The sequence below is a fragment of the Streptomyces erythrochromogenes genome (genome assembly GCF_040684695.1).
Taxonomy (GTDB): Bacteria; Actinomycetota; Actinomycetes; order Streptomycetales; family Streptomycetaceae; genus Streptomyces; species Streptomyces erythrochromogenes_C.
Map to the genome: position 1 here is coordinate 97,787 of NZ_JBFBGM010000010.1, position 20,463 is coordinate 118,249.

Annotated in this window: 15 protein-coding genes; 9 read left to right on the forward strand and 6 right to left on the reverse strand. The window is 72.4% G+C overall.

Going from position 1 to position 20,463, the window contains the following annotated elements:
* Nucleotides 1-39 precede the first annotated feature (39 nt).
* On the forward strand, nucleotides 40-1,737 hold the full coding sequence (locus AB0O53_RS17395) for an alpha/beta hydrolase (RefSeq protein WP_365196456.1): 1,698 nt from the start codon (nucleotides 40-42) through the stop codon (nucleotides 1,735-1,737).
* Between the two features lie 113 nt (nucleotides 1,738-1,850).
* On the opposite strand, the gene hemQ is transcribed toward AB0O53_RS17395, so the two are convergent.
* Nucleotides 1,851-2,564: a hydrogen peroxide-dependent heme synthase gene (hemQ, locus tag AB0O53_RS17400; protein WP_030651599.1), complete on the reverse strand. Its 714-nt coding sequence runs from the start codon at nucleotides 2,562-2,564 to the stop codon at nucleotides 1,851-1,853.
* A 4-nt stretch (nucleotides 2,565-2,568) separates the two neighbouring features.
* Nucleotides 2,569-4,068 (reverse strand): protoporphyrinogen oxidase, encoded by a 1,500-nt coding sequence (hemG, locus tag AB0O53_RS17405; RefSeq protein WP_403140669.1) that lies wholly within the window; start codon nucleotides 4,066-4,068, stop codon nucleotides 2,569-2,571.
* Between the two features lie 140 nt (nucleotides 4,069-4,208).
* On the opposite strand from hemG, the gene AB0O53_RS17410 reads away from it, so the two are divergent.
* The gene (locus AB0O53_RS17410; RefSeq protein WP_365196458.1) at nucleotides 4,209-5,228 is read left to right on the forward strand and encodes a DUF4349 domain-containing protein; all 1,020 of its coding nucleotides are present in this window, start codon (nucleotides 4,209-4,211) and stop codon (nucleotides 5,226-5,228) included.
* A 59-nt stretch (nucleotides 5,229-5,287) separates the two neighbouring features.
* On the forward strand, nucleotides 5,288-6,670 hold the full coding sequence (locus AB0O53_RS17415; RefSeq protein WP_350993898.1) for an FAD-dependent oxidoreductase: 1,383 nt from the start codon (nucleotides 5,288-5,290) through the stop codon (nucleotides 6,668-6,670).
* On the opposite strand, the gene AB0O53_RS17420 is transcribed toward AB0O53_RS17415, so the two are convergent.
* Together AB0O53_RS17420 and hemE are read right to left on the reverse strand one after the other, a co-directional pair.
* Complete coding sequence (locus AB0O53_RS17420; protein ID WP_365196460.1) at nucleotides 6,583-7,824, reverse strand: DUF7639 domain-containing protein; 1,242 nt, start codon at nucleotides 7,822-7,824, stop codon at nucleotides 6,583-6,585. The two genes, AB0O53_RS17415 and AB0O53_RS17420, sit on opposite strands and share 88 nt — an antisense overlap.
* Before the next feature lie 49 nt (nucleotides 7,825-7,873).
* Entirely contained in the window at nucleotides 7,874-8,938 is a 1,065-nt protein-coding gene (gene hemE / locus AB0O53_RS17425) for a uroporphyrinogen decarboxylase (RefSeq protein ID WP_350993901.1), read from the reverse strand.
* A 91-nt stretch (nucleotides 8,939-9,029) separates the two neighbouring features.
* Between hemE and AB0O53_RS17430 the strand changes: the two genes are divergently transcribed.
* The 6 genes from AB0O53_RS17430 to AB0O53_RS17455 all read left to right on the forward strand — a co-directional run bounded on the left by AB0O53_RS17430 (nucleotide 9,030) and on the right by AB0O53_RS17455 (nucleotide 16,734).
* Nucleotides 9,030-9,686 carry a DUF3000 domain-containing protein gene (locus tag AB0O53_RS17430; protein WP_030651584.1) on the forward strand — a complete coding sequence of 219 codons (657 nt, stop codon included), beginning with the start codon at nucleotides 9,030-9,032 and terminating at the stop codon, nucleotides 9,684-9,686.
* 265 nt (nucleotides 9,687-9,951) lie between these two features.
* Entirely contained in the window at nucleotides 9,952-10,614 is a 663-nt protein-coding gene (locus AB0O53_RS17435; protein ID WP_007267191.1) for a helix-turn-helix transcriptional regulator, read from the forward strand.
* Between the two features lie 124 nt (nucleotides 10,615-10,738).
* Nucleotides 10,739-12,022 carry an HRDC domain-containing protein gene (locus AB0O53_RS17440; protein WP_350993903.1) on the forward strand — a complete coding sequence of 428 codons (1,284 nt, stop codon included), beginning with the start codon at nucleotides 10,739-10,741 and terminating at the stop codon, nucleotides 12,020-12,022.
* A 221-nt stretch (nucleotides 12,023-12,243) separates the two neighbouring features.
* The gene (locus AB0O53_RS17445; RefSeq protein ID WP_365196464.1) at nucleotides 12,244-13,470 is read left to right on the forward strand and encodes a thiolase family protein; all 1,227 of its coding nucleotides are present in this window, start codon (nucleotides 12,244-12,246) and stop codon (nucleotides 13,468-13,470) included.
* Nucleotides 13,467-15,596, forward strand: coding sequence for a 3-hydroxyacyl-CoA dehydrogenase NAD-binding domain-containing protein (locus AB0O53_RS17450; RefSeq protein WP_350993907.1), 2,130 nt, complete (start codon nucleotides 13,467-13,469; stop codon nucleotides 15,594-15,596). The genes AB0O53_RS17445 and AB0O53_RS17450 overlap by 4 nt, the downstream gene beginning before the upstream one ends.
* 91 nt (nucleotides 15,597-15,687) lie before the next feature.
* Nucleotides 15,688-16,734: an LCP family protein gene (locus tag AB0O53_RS17455; RefSeq protein WP_350993909.1), complete on the forward strand. Its 1,047-nt coding sequence runs from the start codon at nucleotides 15,688-15,690 to the stop codon at nucleotides 16,732-16,734.
* A gap of 93 nt (nucleotides 16,735-16,827) precedes the next feature.
* On the opposite strand, the gene AB0O53_RS17460 is transcribed toward AB0O53_RS17455, so the two are convergent.
* A complete protein-coding gene (locus AB0O53_RS17460) occupies nucleotides 16,828-18,315 on the reverse strand; it encodes an amino acid permease (protein WP_350993911.1) in 1,488 nt (495 codons plus the stop codon).
* A gap of 131 nt (nucleotides 18,316-18,446) precedes the next feature.
* Nucleotides 18,447-20,363 carry a 1-deoxy-D-xylulose-5-phosphate synthase gene (gene dxs, locus AB0O53_RS17465; protein WP_350993913.1) on the reverse strand — a complete coding sequence of 639 codons (1,917 nt, stop codon included), beginning with the start codon at nucleotides 20,361-20,363 and terminating at the stop codon, nucleotides 18,447-18,449.
* Between the last annotated feature and the right edge of the window lie 100 nt (nucleotides 20,364-20,463).

The following is a 20,463-nucleotide window of genomic DNA, read 5'->3' on the forward strand; positions in this document are numbered from 1 at the left end:
GGCCTCTCATCGGTTCATCGGATGAGAGGCAGGGGTGCCATGCGAACGAGAACCGCCCGCCGTGGCCCCGTCGTGGCCGCGCTCTTCCTCGCCCTGTGCGCGCCCACCGCCGTGGCCGCACCCGTCCCGCGCACCCCCAGCACGGCCGACACCGCCGACACCGCCGACACCGCCGACGAAGCCGACGCCGCCGAGAGCGCGGGAGCCGCGCTCGTCGCCCGCCGGGCGGCCCTCGCCGCCGCCTCCCGGGGCGGCGGCGCCTCCGGTCTCGACTTCCGGGCCTGCCCCGCCGTGGAGGACCTGCCGTCCCGCGTCCGGTGCGCCACCCTGCGCGTTCCGCTCGACTACGCCCGTCCGGACGGCCCGCAGCTCTCCCTGACCGTCAGCCGTGCCGCCGCCACCGGGGCCGGCGGCGCCGCCCGCCAGGGCGCGCTCGTCCAGAACCCCGGCGGCCCCGGAGCCTCCGGGATGTCCTTCCCACTCGTCGCCGGCCTCCCCGGCTGGGAGCGGATCGCCGCCGCCTACGACCTCGTCGGCTACGCCCCGCGCGGGGTCGGGCGCTCCGCCCCGCTGTCCTGCGCGGACCCGGCGGCGCGCCCGCAGGGCCCCGTGCAGGAGCCGGTCCGCCCCTCCCCCGCGTACAAGGCGGAACGGCGCGCGCAGGCCCGGGAGTACGCGAACGGCTGCGCGCGCCGGGCCGGCGCCGCCCTGCCGTACTACACCACCCTGAACAACGCCCGCGACCTGCACGTGCTGCGCGCCGCGCTCGGCGAGGACGAGCTGACCTTCATGGGCGCCTCGTACGGCACCTACCTGGGTGCCGTCTACGCCACCCTGTACCCGGGCCACGTCCGCCGGATGGTCCTCGACTCAGCGGTCGATCCCGACCCGCGCCGGGTCTGGTACCGCAACAACCTCGACCAGGCACGCGGGTTCGAGGGCCGCTGGCACGACTTCCGCGCCTGGGTGGCCCGCCACCACGACACGTACGGGCTCGGCACCACCCCGGCGGCCGTGCAGGCCGGCTACGAGCGGGTCCGGGACGCGGTGGCCCGTACCCCGGCCGGCGGGACCGTCGGGACCGGGGAGCTGCGGGCCGCCTTCCTCCAGGCCGCCTACTACGACGACGTCTGGCCGGACCGGGCGGCGGCCCTGGCCGCGTTCCTGCGCGGCGACCCCTCGCTGCTGGCCGCCCAGGCCGCGCCCGACCCGGCGTCGGCGGCCGAGGCGGAGAACGCGACGGCCGTCTACACGGCGGTGCTGTGCAACGACGCCCCCTGGCCCGCCGACTGGGAGACCTGGGACCGCGACAACACCGAACTGGCCCGCACGGCACCCTTCGAGACCTGGGCCAACGCCTTCCTCAACCTGCCGTGCGCGTCCTGGCCGGCAGCCGGGCGGCGCACGCCCGTGGCGGTCGGGTCCCAGCCGGAGCGGCTGCCGCGGACCCTCGTGGTGGCGGCGGAACGGGACGGCGCGACCCCGTACGCGGGCGCGCTGGAACTGCAGCGGCGGCTCGGCACCGGGGCGTCACTGGTGACGGAGACGGTGGCCGGCTCCCACGGCGTGGTCGGCGGACGCAACGGCTGCGTGGACCGGCACGTGGAGCGGTATCTGCTGACGGGCGCCACCCCGGGGTGGCGCGTGGGATGCGCGCCGCATCCGGAGCCCGCACCGGTGTCGCTGGACGACGGGGCGGCGGGCGCCCGCAGGGCGCTGCTGCCGCCGGTCGTCTGAACTTCCGGGCGGGGTCTCCGGCTGCGTCGTTTCGGGGGCTGTGCCTCCCGATCCACCGGAGGCACTCACCTGACGGTGTGGTCGTCCTCCGGTCCTTCCCCCCAGGGGAGGTATCAGGCGAGCCCGGCCACCAGGTCGGCGACGGACTTGCGGCGCCCGGTGTAGAAGGGCACCTCTTCACGGACGTGCATACGGGCCTCGGAGGCACGCAGGTGACGCATGAGGTCGACGATGCGGTAGAGCTCGTCCGCCTCGAAGGCCAGCAGCCACTCGTAGTCGCCCAGCGAGAAGGAGGCGACGGTGTTGGCGCGCACGTCGGGGTAGCCGCGGGCCATCTTGCCGTGGTCGGCGAGCATGCGGCGGCGGTCCTCGTCGGGCAGCAGGTACCAGTCGTAGCTGCGGACGAAGGGGTAGACGCTGACGTAGTCGCGGGCGACCTCGTCGGCCAGGAAGGCCGGGATGTGCGACTTGTTGAACTCGGCCGGGCGGTGCAGGGCCATGTTCGACCACACCGGCTCCAGAGCGCGGCCCAGCTTGGTGCGGCGGAACAGGTTGTACGCGGTCTGCAGCTCGTCCGCGGTCTCCGCGTGCCACCAGATCATGATGTCGGCGTCGGCACGCAGGCCGGAGACGTCATAGGTGCCGCGGACGGTGATGTCCTTGGCGGCCAGCTGGTCGAACAGCTCCTGGACCTCGTCGGCGAAACCGGCGCGGTCCTCCGGCAGGACGTCCTTCAGCTTGAAGACGGACCACAGGGTGTAGCGGATGACCTCGTTGAGGTCCTTCGCCTTCTTCCCCGCGTTGGGAATCTTCTCTGGTGCAGTCATGTGCCTATTGTCCCGTGCGCTGATCAGTGGTCGGAGCCAGGGGTGCCGTAGGCGCACCGAGCGAGGCGAGCACCGCGTCCGCGGCCCGGCCGGCGCTCGCGACGCAGGCCGGAATGCCCACCCCGTCGTAGAGCGCGCCGCACACGGCGAGGCCGGGCAGGGCCTCGACGGTGCCGCGGATCCGGGCCACCCGGTCGAGGTGGCCGACCGGGTACTGCGGCAGGCCGCCGTCCCAGCGGGTGACGGTGGAGGCGACCGGCCGGGCCGCGAGTCCCACGGCCTCGCCGAGGTCGGTGAGGGACACCTCGACGAGTTCGCCGTCCTCGCGCTGCAGGTCGCGCTCGTCGGCGTACCGGCCGACGGAGGTCCGCAGCAGGAAGAGGTCGGGGTCGCGCCCGGCCCAGGCCCACTTGTTGCTGGAGAAGGTGGACGCCTTGATGGTCCGGCCGTCGACGGGCGGTACGAGGAAGCCGCTGGCGCCGCCGCCGGTGACGGCCGCCGGCAGGTCGCGGCGCCGGAAGGCCATGGTGACCAGCGCCATGGAGGCGTATTCGACCCGGTCCAGTTCGGCCGCGGCGGCCGGCGCGAGGGCGTCCAGCAGCCGGGCGGCGGGACCGGCCGGGACGGCGAGGACGACGCCGTCGGCCTCGAAGGTCTCCGCGGCGGCCACGACCCGCCAGCCCCCGGCCGTACGGAGGACCTCGCGCACGGGGGCGCCGGTGACGATCCGCGCACCGGCCGTGCGGCAGGCCTCGGCCACGGCGAGCGGGAGGCGTCCGATGCCCCCGTCGATGCCGGCGAAGACCGGTCCGGCCTGCTGGGGCGCGCTCTGCGCCCTGCGCTGCAGTTCCCGTACGCCGTCGCCCAGCAGGGCGTGGGTGCGCGCGGCCTCGAAGAGCTGGGGCACGGCGGCGCGCATGGAGATGCGGTAGGCGTCGCCCGCGTAGACCCCGCCGAGCAGCGGTTCCACCAGCCGGTCGACGACCTCGCGGCCGAGGCGGGCGGCCACGTACTCCCCGACGGCGACGTCCTCGCCGATCTCGGCGGGCGGCAGCGTCCGCTCGGCCTCGATGCGGGCCAGGCCCTCGGCGGAGAGGACCCCGGAGGCCGCGAGCGGTCCGAGGTCGCCGGGGACGCCCATGACGTGGCCGCGCGGCATCGGCCGCAGCGCGCCCCGGGTCCACAGGTGGGCGGTGGCGGTGGCGGGCGGCTGCACGGCGTCGGCGAGGCCCACGGCCTCGGCGAGGGCGACGGCCTCGGGGCGGCGGGCGAGCATGGACTCGGCTCCGAGGTCCACGGGGGCGCCGGCGAGTTCGCCGGAGTACAGCTTTCCGCCGAGCCGCGGTCCGGCTTCCAGCAGGGTGACGCGGGCGCCTTCGGCGAGCAGCCGGTGGGCCGCCGCGAGGCCCGCGATGCCGCCGCCGACGACCACGACGTGGCCCGGGGAGCCGGCGGGCCGGGTGGGGCTCCCCGGCCGGTCCGTACGCATGTCCGCTTCGTGCATGGACACATCGTCTCAGACCGATCACCGAGGCCGGACCGTGACCGCATCGGGACCGGCTCGGAACCGGGCGTGCGCAACCCGCGACGGGCCTGCGTACGTCGAAACGGCAACACCAGCCGATCTTGGGGGGTTTCACAGCGATGCACAGCATCAGCAGACAGCGTTCCGCCGCGGCCCTGGCCGCCCTCTCCCTCGTGGGGGTGCTCGCGCTCACCGGCTGCGGCGCGGACGGACAGGGCGCGGCGGCCGACAAGGCGGCGGTGGCGCCGCCCGCGGCGGACGGGAAGGCCCCGGAGGGAGCGGCGGGCGCCGCGGCGGCCCCGGCACCGGCGGGGTCGGCGGGGGCGGCCGCCAAGAACGACGGGGCGCCGGTCGCGGTCCGCCCGAACGTGATCCGTACGGCGACGCTCGGCATCGAGACGGCCGAGGTCCAGAAGACCCTGGCGGCCGCCCGCAGCGCGGCCGACGGGGCGGGCGGCTACGTCGGCAGCGAGTCGACCAAGCGCGGCGAGAGCGGCCGGATGACCTCGACGGTGATCCTGAGGGTGCCCGGCGATCGCTACGACGCGGTGCTCGGCGCGATGGAGGGCAGCGGGAAGCTGCTGCACCGCAAGGTCGACGCGCAGGACGTCACCGAGAAAGTCGCCGACATCAACAGCCGGGTCTCCTCGCAGCAGGCGAGCGTGGCCCGGGTGCGGGAGATGATGGGCAAGGCCTCGGCGCTGAGCGAGGTGGTGATGCTGGAGGGCGAGCTGAGCCGGCGTCAGTCGGACCTGGAGTCGCTGCTGGCGCAGCAGACGGCGCTGAAGGACCAGACCTCGATGGGCACGATCACGCTGGAGGTCTCCGAACCGGCCCCCGCGGCGGAGGAGGCGAAGAAGAAGGAGCCCACCTTCCTCGGTGCGCTGAGCAGCGGCTGGGAGGTCTTCACGAAGATCCTGCGCTACCTGCTGGTGGCGCTCGGGGCGCTGCTGCCGTTCCTGCTGACGGCCGCGGTGGTGGTACTGCTGGTCCGGCTGTACCGGCGGTGGCGGCCGGCGCGGCCGAAGACGGGCCTGACCCCGAAGCGGGTGCCGGTGCCGGCGGCCCGGAAGGCGCAGCAGGCCGGAGCCGCTGCCGCCGCCCCGGCCGGGGACGCCGGGGCCGACGTGCGGGACTGAACGCGCGTTCGCCCGTAGCGTGTTCACCATTCGACGGCGGTGAAGGGGCGGTACGGGTGATGGCGACGGAACGACTTGTGGTGGTCGGGGGCGACGCGGCGGGGATGTCCGCCGCGTCGCAGGCCCGCAGGCTGAAGGGTCCGCGGGAGCTGGAGATCGTCGCCTTCGAGCGCGGCCGCTTCACCTCGTACTCGGCGTGCGGCATCCCGTACTGGGTGGGCGGCCTGGTCCCCGAGCGCGACGACCTGGTCGCCCGCACGCCCGAGGAGCACCGGGCGCGGGACATCGACCTGCGCACGCGCACGGAGGTGGTGGAGATCGATCCGGCCGGGTCGCGGGTCCGCGCCCGCGATCTGGACGGCGGATCCGAATACTGGACGCCCTACGACAAGCTCGTCCTGGCCACCGGCGCCCGGCCGGTGCGCCCGCGGCTGCCCGGCATCGGCGCGCACGGGGTGCACGGCGTGCAGACCCTGGAGGACGGCCAGCGGCTCATGGACTCGCTGGAGCGCACGCGGGGCCGGCGGGCGGTGGTCGTCGGCGCGGGCTACATCGGCGTGGAGATGGCCGAGGCCCTGGTGCTGCGGGGCTACGAGGTGACCGTCCTGCACCGGGGCGAGCAGCCGATGGCCACGCTGGACCCCGACATGGGCGGTCTGGTGCACACCGCGATGAACCGCATGGGGATCGTCACGGTGGCGGGCGCCGAGGTCACCAAGATCCTCACCGACGAGGAGGGGCGGGCCCGCGCGGTGGCGACGTCCGCCGGCGCGGAGTACCCGGCGGACGTGGTCGTGCTCGGCATCGGCGTGGAGCCGCGCACGGCGCTGGCCCGCGCCGCCGGCCTGCCGCTCGGCCCCTCGGGCGGGATCCTCACGGACCTGTCGATGCGCGTGCGCGGTCACGAGGACATCTGGGCGGGCGGCGACTGCGTGGAGGTCCTCGACCTGGTCGCGGGCCGCACCCGGCACATCCCGCTGGGCACGCACGCCAACAAGCACGGCCAGGTCATCGGCTCCGGGGCGGGCGGCGGCTACGCCACCTTCCCGGGGGTGGTCGGCACGGCGGTCAGCAAGGTCTGCGACCTGGAGATCGCCCGTACGGGGCTGCGCGAGCGGGACGCCCTGGAGGCGGGCCTGCGCTTCGTGACGGCCACCATCACCTCGACCAACACGGCGGGCTACTACCCGGGCGCGGTGGAGATGACGGTGAAGATGCTGGCGGAACGGCGTACGGGCCGCCTCCTGGGCGTGCAGATCGTCGGCGGCGCCGGTTCCGCGAAGCGGGTGGACGTCGCGGCGGTGGCCCTGACGGCGGGCATGACGGTGGAGCAGGTGGTCTCCCTCGACCTCGGCTACGCGCCGCCGTTCTCCCCGGTCTGGGACCCGGTCCTGGTGGCGGCCCGCAAGGCGGTCTCCGCGGTCCGCGCGGCGGGCGTCTGAACCGTGCCCGCGGCGCGCAGTTCCGAGCGGACCAGTTCCAGGAGGCGGCCCATCCAATTGCGGCCGCCCCCGCGGCCCTCGTCGCGCCAGAAGCGGGCATCGGAGGACCCCGTGTAGACGATCGGAGCCTCTCCCGTGGCGAGCAGGACCTCGGCGAGGCGGGGATGCTGGTCGAATTTGGCCCGCAGCAGCCCGGCCATGACGGCGAGCCGCACGCCGGGCCAGTCGGCCCGCCGGGCCGCGCGCCCGCCGGCTTCCTGCGCCTCACGGGCACCGGCGGCGCCGAGGATCCGATCGTGGTCGGCCGGGTCGGCGGCCGACAGCGCCCAGTAGCCGTGCGCCACGGTGGGACAGGTTCGCCCCGCGTACGTGAAGGGCGCGTCGTAGTCGTTGCGCAGGACGAAGTCACCGGGCTCGGCCGGCCATCCGCCCGGGTGGACCGCCTCGTACAGGACGACGGGGGGCCGCGGTGCGCCCTCGGGGTCGTCGGCGTGGAGAACGGCCTGCCGCTCCAGGGCGGCGGACTCGCCCTCGAAGAGGCCGGCGAAGTAGGCACGGGCCCACTCGTGCCCCTTCTCGGTGGCCACCGGACCGTCCCCGTCCACGGCCTCCCCGAGGCCGGTCAGCAGCATCCGCAGCGGCCGGTCCTGCTGGTCCATGTCGCCGAGGACGTAGACGCGCATGTGGGCGGGGACGGCGAGGTAGGCGTCCCGGAGCGATGCCAGGGTGGCCTCCGCCGGGTCCCGCCACCAGGCGCCGAGGGCGTCCCACAGCAGGTCACGGGCCCTCGGCCGGCCCGCCAGTTCCGAGATCTTGTCGGCGACCTCGGCGAGGAAGCTCTCGTCGGTCCGCGGCTCGGGGTACCGGGTCTCCCACTTCGACCGCTGCGGCGGCTTCGGCGGCTTCGGCGGCTCGTCGTGCCGCTCGCGCGCGTGCGGCGGGTCCAGGGCGAGCCTCCCCGTGGCGAGCAGCCGCTCCAGCCCGGCGAGGTCGGTCGCCTCGTACCCGCCGCGGGTGATCAGGCCGTCCGCGTAGACGAAGAGGTGCTCGACGAAGTGCTCGTCCAGCAGGTCGTGCCTGCGCCGGACGAGGCACCAGGCCCCGTCGATGTGTTCTCCGTCGGATATGCGAAACGTCGGTCCGTGCCATGTCATGCAGGGCACGGTACCGACGTTTCGATCTTGCTCGGGTGCGGTTTTCCGCTCAGCGGGCCGTCTTGGTGTGGACGTAGTCCACCAGGCGGGTCAGCGCCTCGGGGTCGGTCGTCGGCAGGACTCCGTGGCCGAGGTTGAAGACGTGTCCCTCCAGGCCGGCGGCCGCCGCGAGGACCTCGTCCGTCTTGGCCTCGACCGCCTCCGTGGTGGAGAAGAGCACGGCCGGGTCCAGGTTGCCCTGGAGGGCCTTGCCCGGACCGACGCGGCGGGCAGCCTCGTCGAGCGCGACCCGGTAGTCGACGCCCACGACGTCCGCGCCGGCCTCGCCCATCAGGCCGAGGAGCTCGCCGGTGCCCACGCCGAAGTGGATGCGCGGGACCCCGTAGGAGGCGACGGACTGCAGGACCTTCGCCGAGGCGGGCATGACCGAGCGGCGGTAGTCCGCCGGGGCGAGCGCGCCGACCCAGGAGTCGAAGAGCTGGACGGCGGAGGCGCCGGCCTCGATCTGGACCTTGAGGAAGGCGGAGGTGATCTCCGCGAGGCGGTCGAGCAGGTCGGCCCACAGCTGCGGGTCCCCGTACATGAGGGCCTTGGTGTGCTCGTGGTTCTTCGAGGGGCCGCCCTCGACCAGGTAGCTCGCGAGGGTGAAGGGCGCGCCCGCGAAACCGATCAACGGCGTGGAGCCCAGTTCACCCGTGAGCATGCCGATCGCCTCGGTGACGTACGAGACGTCCTCAGGGGTGAGGTCGCGCAGCTGTGCGAGGTCCTCGCGGCGGCGGATCGGCTGGGCGACGACCGGGCCGACGCCCGGCTTGATGTCCAGGTCGACGCCGATGGCCTTGAGCGGGACCACGATGTCGGAGAAGAAGATCGCCGCGTCGACGTTGTGGCGCCGCACCGGCTGCATGGTGATCTCGGTGACCAGGTCGGGCCGCATGCAGGACTCCAGCATCGCGGTGCCCTCGCGGACCTTGCGGTACTCGGGGAGGGAGCGCCCGGCCTGCCGCATGAACCACACCGGCGTGTGCGGCACCGGCTCCCGCCGGCACGCCTTCAGGAAGGCGGAATCGTACGTCTGGCTCGGCTGGCCCTGGGGGCTGTCGTTGGCGCTCACGACCCAAATCTTCGCACGTATGAAGAAGTGCCCGTCCCGGCACGGGTGTCCCTGCGCCGTACGGCCGCACATACCGCCTAGTCTTCCCCGCATGGCTGCGGCTCAGGGACGATTTTCAGATGGCGCCGACGGTACGGACAGTGCGAAGGAGAGCTCCGTCCCACTCCCGTTCCGCCGGGCGGTCGAAGGATTGAAGAAGGCCCGGCTGCGCCCGGGGGTCGAGATCGATCCGACGAAGCCGCCCCAGCGGCTGGCCCCGTACGCCTACGCGCTGGAGGCCGCGGTGGTGGACGGGGAGGACGACCTGGCCGACGGCCGGCTCATCCTGCTGCACGATCCGGCCGGGCACGACGCCTGGCACGGGACCTTCCGGCTGGTGACGCTCGTACGCGCGGAGCTGGAGCCCGAGATGGCCGCGGACCCGCTGCTGCCCGAGGTGTGCTGGTCCTGGCTGACGGGGGCCCTGGAGGCACGCGGGCTGGCCTACGGCGAGGCGAGCGGGACGGTGACCATGGCGAGCTCGCACTACTTCGGCGGGCTCGCGGAGCGGCGGCCCGCGACGCAGATCGAGATCAGGGCCTCCTGGACGCCGCGCGAGGGCGTGGGCGGGGTGCCGGACACCCCGGCGCACCTGTCGGCGTGGTGCGAACTGATCTGCCAGATCGCGGGGCTGCCGCCGGTGGGTCCGACGGACACGGCGACGGGTGTGGTCTCCCTGCCACAGCGCCGCGGTCCGCACCACCCGTAGGCACGGGGCCGTACGGCCCCGCCGGGACGGGGAACGCCCGGCCGAAGCCCGCAACGGAGTGTCACAACCCGGCCTCCGTTGCGGGCTTCTGATCACCCGATGATCGATCGTGCGTCCGAATTGCCCGAATTGTTACTCACCAAATCGTGATCATTCTCTAAAGCCGGGCGGGTGACGTGCCGAAGGAGTCAGTGACCATCCGCACGGTTCGCACCGGCTTCCCTTCCCCGAGCCGGCCGTCCCGCCACTCCCCCAGGAGGCCTAGGTGTCCGTTCTTCTCGAGCAGCCCGCAAGCCTGGTCGCCTACCGCCCGAACAAGCCGACGGCCATGGTCGTCGTGGCCGACCCGCGCGTCCGTTCCACCGTGACCCGCCATCTGTGGGCCCTCGGAGTCCGTGACGTGATCGAGGCGTCGTCCATCGCGGAGGCCCGCCCCCGCGTCGGCAGCCCGCGCGACATCTGCGTGGCCGACGTACACCTGCCCGACGGTTCCGGTCTCACCCTGCTCTCCGAGACCCGTGCCGCAGGCTGGCCGAACGGCCTGGCCCTGTCCGCCGCCGACGACATCGGCGCCGTGCGCAACGCCCTCGCGGGCGGCGTGAAGGGCTACGTCGTCACCGGTACGCGAACCAACATCGGGCTCCCCACCCGGCCCGGCGCCGCCCCCATCGGCGCTGCAGCCGCCCGTATGCACCGCCGCCCCCCGGGTGCCCCGAGCCACCCGGGCGGCTACCGCGAGCTCTCCGGCCGCGAGGTCGAGGTCCTGCGCCTCGTCGCGGAGGGCCAGTCCAACAAGGCCATCGGCGTCTCGATGGGCCTGTCCGCCCTGACCGTCAAGTCCCACCTCGCCCGCATCGCCCGCAAGCTGGGCACCGGTGACCGCGCGGGAATGGTCGCCGTGGCCCTGCGGACCGGGATCATCCACTGAGCACGGGCCGGAGCGCCCGGATAGACGTCCGGGATACCCCCGGAAAACACCCCGCATACTGATCGCGCCCGTCGACGGAACGTTCCGGCGACGGGCGCGTCGTATACACGGATACCCTTGACCGGTGACCGACGCCCAAGAGACCGCAGCAGACCTGCGCACCACCACCGGGGGCGGCCCCCCGGACGACGTCGTTGTTCCGCCCGGTGGGGTGCCGATTCCTTTGCTGGAGCCCCGCGAGGGGATTCCACCGGTGGTCGCCGACGCGGACGCCCTCGCCGAAGTGGTCGCGGCCTTCGCCGCGGGCACCGGCCCCGTGGCCGTCGACGCCGAACGCGCCTCCGGATACCGCTACGGCCAGCGCGCCTACCTCGTGCAGCTGCGCCGCGAGGGTGCCGGGTCCGCCCTGATCGACCCGGTGGGCTGCCCCGACCTGTCCGCACTGGGCGAGGCCCTCTCCGGCACCGAGTGGATCCTGCACGCCGCCACCCAGGACCTGCCGTGCCTGCGCGAAATAGGCATGGTCCCGACCTCCCTGTTCGACACCGAGCTGGCGGGCCGGCTCGCCGGCTTCCCGCGGGTCGGCCTCGGCGCGATGGTCGAGAGCGTTCTCGGCTACGCCCTGGAGAAGGGCCACTCCGCCGTCGACTGGTCCACCCGCCCGCTGCCCGAGCCGTGGCTGCGCTACGCCGCCCTGGACGTGGAGCTGCTGGTGGACCTGCGCGACGCCCTGGAGGAGGAGCTGGACCGGCAGGGCAAGCTGGAGTGGGCCCACCAGGAGTTCGACGCCATCGCCGCCGCTCCCCCGGCCCCGCCCCGCAAGGACCCCTGGCGCCGTACGTCCGGCATGCACAAGGTGCGCCGCCGCCGGCAGATGGCCGTCGTACGGGAGCTGTGGGAGTCCCGGGACCGGATCGCGCAGCGGCGCGACGTGTCGCCGGGCAAGGTGCTGGGCGACGCGGCGATCGTCGAGGCCGCGCTGGCCCTGCCCACCAACGTGCACACCCTGTCGGCCCTGCCCGGCTACGGGCAGCGAATGGGCCGCCGCCAGCTCGACCAGTGGATGGCCGCCGTGGACCGGGCGAAGGCGCTGCCCGAGAGCGAGCTGCCGCAGCCGGGTGCGACCCCGGCCGGCCCGCCCCCGCCGCGCTCCTGGGCCGACAAGGACCCGGCCGCCGCGGCCCGGCTGGCCGCGGCCCGCACGGCCGTCTCGGCGCTGGCCGAGCGGCTGAACCTGCCCCAGGAGAACCTGATCACCCCGGACACGGTCCGCCGCCTGTGCTGGGAGCCCCCGCAGCGGCCCGAGGCGGACGCGGTGGCCCAGGCCCTGGCCCTGCACGGCGCCCGTCCGTGGCAGATCGAGCAGGTGACCCCGGTCCTGGTCACGGCCCTGGCGGCCACGGCCTGACCCCCTCCCGCGCAGCACGAGAGCCCCCGGCCCCCGGCCGGGGGCTCTTGCGTCGCCCGCCACGGCGGCGCGGGCCGAGTGTGACCTTCGCCGCTCCTCGGGGAGGGGGTGTGCACATTGGTTACCCGCAAGTAGCATGGTCGGGTGAGCGGGCGCTCAGCAACGTATGCCGAACGCGCCCCCGCGCAGCAGTGCCATCCCGCACCTGGAGGAGAGCCAACGTGCCTCGTACCGTCAGGGACGTCGTCTTCGTCGACGGCGTCCGCACCCCGTTCGGCAAGGCGGGCCCGAAGGGCATCTACAACGAGACCCGCGCCGACGATCTCGTCGTGAAGGCGATCCGGGAGCTGCTGCGCCGCAACCCGGACCTGGACCCCAAGAAGATCGACGAGGTCGCCATCGCCGCGACCACGCAGATCGGCGACCAGGGCCTGACGCTGGGCCGCACGGCCGGCATCCTCGCGGGCCTCCCGCAGTCCGTCCCGGGCTACTCCATCGACCGCATGTGCGCCGGCGCGCTGACCGCCGTGACCGCCGTCGCGGGCGGTGTGGCCTTCGGTGCGTACGACGTCGCCCTCGCCGGCGGTGTCGAGCACATGGGCCGCCACCCCATGGGCGAGGGCGTCGACCCGAACCCGCGCTTCGTCTCCGAGAAGCTGGTCGACGAGTCCGCCCTGTTCATGGGCATGACCGCCGAGAACCTGCACGACCGGTACCCGACGATCACCAAGCTCCGCGCCGACGAGTACGCCGTGCGCTCGCAGGAGAAGGCCGCCAAGGCGTACGCCGACGGCAAGATCCAGCAGGACCTGGTCCCGATCTCGGTGCGCAACACCAACGAGGCCGCGGGCGAGACGGGCTGGGGCCTGGTCACCACCGACGAGCCGATGCGCCCGGGCACCACGCTGGAGAACCTGGCCGGCCTGAAGACCCCGTTCCGTACGCACGGCCGGGTCACCGCGGGCAACGCCGCCGGTCTCAACGACGGTGCCACCGCCGCGATCATCGCGTCCGAGGACTTCGCCCGCGAGAACAACCTCCCGGTCAAGATGCGCCTCGTCTCGTACTCCTTCGCGGGTGTCGAGCCGGAGGTCATGGGCTACGGCCCGATCCCGGCCACCGAGAAGGCCCTGGCCCAGGCCGGTCTGACGATCGACGACATCGGTCTCTTCGAGATCAACGAGGCCTTCGCGGTCCAGGTGCTCGCGTTCCTGGAGCACTACGGCATCGCCGACGACGACACCCGCGTGAACCAGTACGGCGGCGCCATCGCCTTCGGTCACCCGCTGGCCTCCTCCGGCGTGCGCCTGATGACGCAGCTGGCCCGCCAGTTCGAGGAGCAGCCGCACGTCCGCTACGGCCTGACCACCATGTGCGTCGGCTTCGGCATGGGCGCCACGGTCATCTGGGAGAACCCGAACTTCAACGCCGAGGGAGACTCCAAGTGAGCACCACCGCTGAGCTCCTGAAGGGCGCGGCCGAGCTGTTCCCGGACGAGGTCGTCACGTCCGCGCACGTCCGCCACCTGGACCTGCCGTTCGGCGCCGGGCGCTTCGCGCTCATCACGCTGGACAACGGCTTCGACCACACCAAGCCGACCACCTTCGGCCCGCAGTCCCTCGCCAACCTGAACGCGGCGATCGACCAGGTCGAGCAGGAGGCCACCGCCGGCACCATCGTCGGCGCCGGCATCACCGGCAAGCCGTTCATCTTCGCGGTCGGCGCCGACCTCAAGGGCGTCGAGCTGCTGAAGAAGCACGACGAGGCGCTCGCCATCGGCAAGGGCGGCCACGACGTCTTCAAGCGCCTCTCCGCGCTGGCGGTCCCCACCTTCGCGTACTACAACGGCGCGGCGATGGGCGGCGGCGTCGAGGTCGGTCTGCACTGCAGCTACCGCACCGTCTCCAAGGCCATCCCGGCGTTCTCGCTGCCCGAGGTCTTCCTCGGCCTGGTTCCGGGCTGGGGCGGCTGCGCCATCCTGCCGAACCTGATCGGCGCCGAGCGCGCGGTCTCGGTCATCATCGAGAACTCGCTGAACCAGAACCGCCAGCTCAAGGGCAAGCAGGTCTTCGAGCTCGGCATCGCCGACGCGATCTTCGAGGGCGCGGACTTCCTGGAGCAGTCGCTCCTGTGGACCGCGAACGTCCTGAACGGCACCACCGAGGTCGTCCGCGCGGAGATCGACCGCGGCGAGGCCTGGGACGCGGCCGTCGCCAAGGGCCGCTTCATCGCGGACTCCAAGGTGCACGGCGCCGCTCCGGCCGCCTACCGCGCCCTGGACATCATCGCCGCGGCCAAGGACGGCGACCTGCAGGCCGGCTTCGACGCCGAGGACACGGCCCTGGCCGACCTCATCATGGGCGGCGAGCTGCGCTCGGGCATCTACGCCTTCAACCTGGTCCAGAAGCGCGCCAAGCGCCCGGCCGGTGCCCCGGACAAGTCCCTGGCCCGTCCGGTCACCAAGGTCGGCGTCGTCGGCGCGGGCCTGATGGCCTCGCAGCTGGCGCTGCTCTTCCTGCGCCGCCTGGAGGTGCCGGTGGTCCTCACCGACATCGACCAGGAGCGCGTGGACAAGGGCGTGGGCTACGTCCACGCCGAGATCCAGAAGCTGCTCGGCAAGGGCCGCATCAACCAGGACAAGGCCAACCGCCTGACCGCCCTGGTGACCGGTGTCCTGGACAAGGCCGAGGGCTTCGCGGACGCGGACTTCATCATCGAGGCCGTGTTCGAGGAGATGTCCGTCAAGCAGAAGGTGTTCGCGGAGGTCGAGGCGGTCGCCCCGGCGCACGCGATCCTCGCCACCAACACCTCCTCGCTGTCGGTGTCGGAGATGGCCTCGAAGCTCCAGCACCCGGAGCGCGTGGTCGGCTTCCACTTCTTCAACCCGGTCGCGATCCTCCCGCTGCTGGAGATCGTCCGCGGTGAGCAGACGGACGACGCCTCGCTGGCCACGGCCTTCGGTGTCGCCAAGAAGCTGAAGAAGACCGCGGTCCTCACCAAGGACGCCCCGGCGTTCGTCGTGAACCGCATCCTGACCCGCTTCATGGGCGAGATCCAGAACGTCATCGACGAGGGCACCCCGGTCGTCACGGCGGAGAAGGCCATCGAGCCCCTCGGCCTGCCGATGTCCCCGCTGGTGCTGCTGGAGCTCGTGGGCCCGGCGATCGGTCTGCACGTCTCCGAGACCCTGAACCGCTCCTTCCCGGAGCGCTTCACCGTCTCCCCGAACCTCGCTGCGGTCGTCAAGGCCGGCAAGCGCGGCTTCTACGTCTACGATTCCGGCAAGCCGGAGCTGGACCCCGAGGTCGCCGCGCTCCTGGTCCAGGGCGACTCCGTCCTGACCGAGGAGCAGGTCCGGGACCGGGTCCTGGACGCGGTGGCGCAGGAGATCGGCCTGATGCTGGAGGAGGGTGTCGTGGCCGAGGCCCAGGACATCGACCTCTGCCTCATCACCGGTGCCGGCTGGCCCTTCCACCTGGGCGGCATCACGCCGTACCTGGACCGTGAGGGCGTCTCGGAGCGCGTGAACGGCAAGAAGTTCCTCGCCCCCGGCATCGCGAGCGTCCCGGCCTAGTCCGGGTCGCAGGCGGCTGTTCGACGGCCGGGCCCGCTCCCTCCGGGGGGCGGGCTTCGGCCATTCGAATACCTGTCTAAGATTCACCCCCATGACGGAAACGCACGCGCGCCCCAGGCGCCGCCGACGCCGCATTCTGCGGATCACCCTGCTGCTGGTCGCCGTGCTGATCCTGGGCGCGGCCGGGGCGGGCTGGTGGACGTACAGCCACCTCAACGGCAACATCGACAGCGTCGACCTGGACCAGGCGATCGGGGACAACCGGCCCGCCAAGGTGGTCGCGAACGCCCAGAACATCCTGGTGCTCGGCTCGGACTCGCGGGCCGGGGCCAACGGGGACCTCGACCACGGCTCCGTCTCCGGGGCCCGCTCGGACACCGCGATGCTGGTGCACATACCCGAGGGCCGGGCCAAGGCCACCGCGGTGAGCATCCCCCGCGACACCCTGATCACCCGGCCCGAGTGCAAGGACGCGAAGGGCAAGACCGTGCCGTCCGCGAAGCGGGTCATGTTCAACTCCGTCTACTCGCTGGCCGGCCCGGCCTGCGTGGTCAACACCGTCGAGCAGATGTCCGGCGTGCGCGTGGACCACTTCGTCGAGGTGGACTTCGCCGGCTTCAAGGGCCTGGTGGACGCCCTCGGCGGGGTCACCGTCACCCTGGACAAGCCGATGAGCGGCGCCAAGGGCGGCCTGAAGCTCGACGCGGGCACGCACCGGCTGAACGGCACCGACTCGCTCAAGTTCGTCCGTACCCGGTACGGCTACGGCGACGGCAGCGACCTCGGACGCATAGGCCTGCAGCAGCAGTTCATGCTGGCGATGCTGTCGGAGATCAAGAAGCAGGACGCCCTCGGCAACCCGGCGCGGCTCTACAAGCTCGCGGACGCCGGCACCAAGTCGCTGACCACCGACTCCGATCTGGCCTCGCTGACGGCGCTGTCCGACTTCGCGCAGAGCATGAAGGGCGTGAACCCGGAGACGATGGAGACCATCATGCTGCCGGTCGCCTACGACAAGGTGGACCCGAACCGCGTGATCGTGGCCGAGCCGCAGGCGACCCAGCTGTGGGACGCCCTGCGCAAGGACGAGAAGGTCCCCGCCTCCGCGAAGGACTCCCCCGCCAAGGGCACGGGCTGACGGTCCCCCGCGCACACACGGAGCCGGCCGTACGGGTGACCCGTACGGCTGGCTCCGGCGTTCGCGTGGCTGTGTTGTTCGTGTAGCGCGGGTTCAGTACTCGGCGTCCGCGCCGACCTTGCCGAGACGGCTGTGCTGACGCCCGTAGAGGAAGTAGACGACCACGCCGATGGCCATCCAGATGCCGAAGCGCAGCCAGGTCTCGGCCGGCAGGTTGAGCATCAGCCAGAACGAGGCGGCGATCGAGACGATGGGGATGAACGGCACCCACGGGGTGCGGAAGGACCGGTGCAGGTCGGGGCGGGTCCTGCGGAGGATGATCACGCCGAGCGCGACCACCACGAAGGCGAACAGGGTGCCGATGTTCACCAGTTCCGCGAGGCTCTCCAGGCTGGTGAAGCCCGCGACGATCGCGATGATCCCGCCGAGCAGCATGGTCGCCCGGTAGGGGGTGCGATACTTCGGGTGGGTCACGGAGAACACCCGCGGCAGCAGTCCGTCACGGCTCATCGCGAAGAACACGCGGGTCTGGCCCAGGAGCAGGATCATGCAGACGGTGATCAGACCCACGGACGCGCCGAGACTGATCGCACCCGAGAAGAACGGTTGGTTCACCGATTTGAAGGCCTCGGCGAGCGGGGCGGTCGCGGACATCTCCGAGTACTTCTGCATGCCCGTGACCACGAGGGTCACCGCCACGTAGAGCACGGTGCAGATGAGCAGCGAGCCGAGGATGCCGCGCGGCATGTCCCGCTGGGGGTTCTTGGTCTCCTCGGCCGCCGTCGCCACCACGTCGAAGCCGATGAAGGCGAAGAAGATGAGCGAGGCCGCCGTGAAGATGCCCATGACGCCGAAGTTGGTGGGTTCGTAGCCGAAGAGCAGCTGGACCAGCGGCGAGTGCCAGCCGCTGACGCCTTCCTCCTGCGGCTGGGCCGGCGGGATGAACGGCGAGTAGTTGTCGGCCTTGATGAAGAACAGGCCCGCGACGATGACCAGCAGGACGACGGTCACCTTGATGGCGACGACGACGGCCGTGATGCGGGCCGAGAGCTTCGTCCCGACGACCAGGATCCACGTCAGCACCAGGACCAGCAGGAAGGCCAGCAGGTCGAAATGACCGCCGGCGTCGGGACCGGACAGCGACGTCGGCAGGGTCCAGCCGAGGTTGGTGTCCATGAGATGGCGTACGTAGCCGGACCAGCCGACGGCGACCACCGCCGTGCCGAGCGCGAACTCGAGCACCAGGTCCCAGCCGATGATCCAGGCGGGCAGCTCGCCGATGGAGGCGTAGCTGAAGGTGTACGCCGATCCGGCCACCGGCACGGTGGACGCGAACTCGGCGTAGCAGAGCGCCGCGAGGGCGCAGACGATGCCCGCTGCCACGAAGGCGAGGGCGGTCGCGGGTCCGGCGTTGTTGCGGGCCGCGATGCCCGTCAGGACGAAGATGCCGGTGCCGATGATGACACCCACACCGAACACCGTCAGGTCCCAGGCGGAGAGCGACTTCCGGAGCGCGTGTTCCGGCTCCTCCGTGTCACGGATGGACTGCTCCACCGTCTTGGTGCGGAAGGGGCTGTTCATATCCCTACTCACCGACGCACCTCCGAAACAGGTGTCGACGCACGCGAACGGGCCGGGAGGCCCACTCCTCAAGAGTGATCTCCCGGCCCGTGACGTGCAACCGCGCGGCGATCTAACGGCTCGCGGCCGTCCTAGTCGACGGTGGCGGCCGGTTCGCTGTCGTAGCGGCCGTCGAGCTTGGCCACCAGGCCCGTGACCTGCCGGGCGATGTCCGGGGCGGTCAGGCCGATCTCGGCCAGGATCTCCTTGCGGAGGGCGTGGTCGAGGAAGCGCTGCGGGATGCCGAAGTCGCGCAGCGGTACGTCGACGCCCGCGTCGCGCAGGGCCTGCGAGACGGCGGAGCCCACGCCGCCGGCGCGGCCGTTGTCCTCGACGGTGACGACCACGCGGTGGCGGTCGGCCAGCGGGGCCAGGGCCTCGTCCACCGGCTTGACCCAGCGGGGGTCGACCACGGTGGTGGAGATGCCCTGCTTGTCGAGGAGGTCGGCGATCTCCAGGCACATCGGGGCGAGTGCGCCGACCGAGACGAGGAGTACGTCCGGACGGGTGACCTCGGGGGCCGGGGTGCGCAGCAGGTCCATGCCGCCGATGCGGCCGACGGCCGGTACGGCCGGGCCGACGACGCCCTTGGAGAACCGGACCACGGTCGGGGCGTCCTTGACCTCGACGGCCTCGCGGAGCTGGGCGCGCAGCTGCTCGGCGTCGCGCGGTGCGGCGAGGCGCAGACCGGGGACGACCTGCAGGATGGACATGTCCCACATGCCGTTGTGGGAGGCGCCGTCGTCGCCGGTGACGCCGGCCCGGTCCAGGACGAAGGTGACGCCGCACTTGTGCAGGGCGACGTCCATCAGGACCTGGTCGAAGGCGCGGTTGAGGAAGGTGGCGTACACCGCGAAGACGGGGTGGACGCCGCCGGTGGCGAGGCCCGCCGCGGAGGTCGCGCCGTGCTGCTCGGCGATGCCGACGTCGTAGATGCGGTCCGGGAAGGCCTCGGCGAACTTGTTGAGGCCGACCGGGTGGAGCATGGCGGCGGTGATGCCGACGATGTCCTCGCGCTCGTGGCCGATCTTGACCATCTCGTCGGCGAAGACGGAGGTCCAGCTGGCGGCCGCGGTCTTGACCGGCAGGCCGGTGTCCGGGTGGATCACGCCGACGGCGTGGAAACGGTCCGCCTCGTGCTCCAGGGCCGGGGTGTAGCCGCGGCCCTTCTGGGTGAGGCAGTGGACGATGACCGGGCCGCTGAAGCGCTTGGCGCGCTGCAGGGCGGACTCCAGGGCCTCGATGTCGTGGCCGTCGATGGGCCCGATGTACTTCAGGCCCAGGTCCTCGAACATGCCCTGCGGGGCGATGAAGTCCTTGAGGCCCTTCTTGGCGCCGTGCAGGGTCTCGAAGAGCGGCTTGCCGACGACCGGGGTGCGCTCCAGGAGCTCCTTGCCGCGGGCCAGGAAGCGCTCGTAGCCGTCCGTGGTGCGCAGGGTGGCCAGGTGGTTGGCGAGGCCGCCGATGGTGGGGCCGTAGGAGCGCTCGTTGTCGTTGACGACGATGACGAGCGGGCGGTCCTTGGCGGCGGCGATGTTGTTCAGCGCCTCCCAGGCCATGCCGCCGGTCAGGGCGCCGTCGCCGATGACGGCGGCGACGTGGTGGTCCTCGCGGCCCAGCACCTCGTTGGCCTTGGCCAGGCCGTCGGCCCAGCCGAGCACGGTGGAGGCGTGCGAGTTCTCGATCACGTCGTGCTCGGACTCGGCGCGCGAGGGGTAGCCGGACAGGCCGTTCTTGGTGCGCAGGCCGGCGAAGTCCTGGCGGCCGGTGAGCAGCTTGTGGACGTAGGCCTGGTGGCCGGTGTCGAAGAGGACCTTGTCCTTGGGCGATTCGAAGACCCGGTGCAGGGCGATCGTCAGTTCGACCACGCCGAGGTTGGGGCCGAGGTGCCCGCCGGTCTTGGAGACGGCGTCGACGAGGAAGGACCTGATCTCTGCCGCGAGCTGGATCAGCTCCTCCTGGCTGAGCCGGTCCAGATCGCGCGGTCCCTTGATGCGGGTCAGCAGCACCCGTGCCTCCTTGCAGTTGCTTGCTGGTCTGTCGAGTCTAATGTTCCGTTCGCGGGCGCGGTCATCGGGCCGTCCCGGCGGAGTTACAGCTTTGTCATAC

Excerpts from the sequence above, each read along its gene's own strand:
- AB0O53_RS17395 (WP_365196456.1), top strand. The coding sequence starts at position 40 with ATGCGAACGAGAACCGCCCGCCGTGGCCCCGTCGTGGCCGCGCTCTTC.
- hemQ (WP_030651599.1), bottom strand. The coding sequence starts at position 2,564 with ATGACTGCACCAGAGAAGATTCCCAACGCGGGGAAGAAGGCGAAGGAC.
- hemG (WP_403140669.1), bottom strand. The coding sequence starts at position 4,068 with ATGCACGAAGCGGACATGCGTACGGACCGGCCGGGGAGCCCCACCCGG.
- AB0O53_RS17410 (WP_365196458.1), top strand. The coding sequence starts at position 4,209 with ATGCACAGCATCAGCAGACAGCGTTCCGCCGCGGCCCTGGCCGCCCTC.
- AB0O53_RS17415 (WP_350993898.1), top strand. The coding sequence starts at position 5,288 with ATGGCGACGGAACGACTTGTGGTGGTCGGGGGCGACGCGGCGGGGATG.
- AB0O53_RS17420 (WP_365196460.1), bottom strand. The coding sequence starts at position 7,824 with ATGACATGGCACGGACCGACGTTTCGCATATCCGACGGAGAACACATC.
- AB0O53_RS17430 (WP_030651584.1), top strand. The coding sequence starts at position 9,030 with ATGGCTGCGGCTCAGGGACGATTTTCAGATGGCGCCGACGGTACGGAC.
- AB0O53_RS17455 (WP_350993909.1), top strand. The coding sequence starts at position 15,688 with ATGACGGAAACGCACGCGCGCCCCAGGCGCCGCCGACGCCGCATTCTG.
- AB0O53_RS17460 (WP_350993911.1), bottom strand. The coding sequence starts at position 18,315 with ATGAACAGCCCCTTCCGCACCAAGACGGTGGAGCAGTCCATCCGTGAC.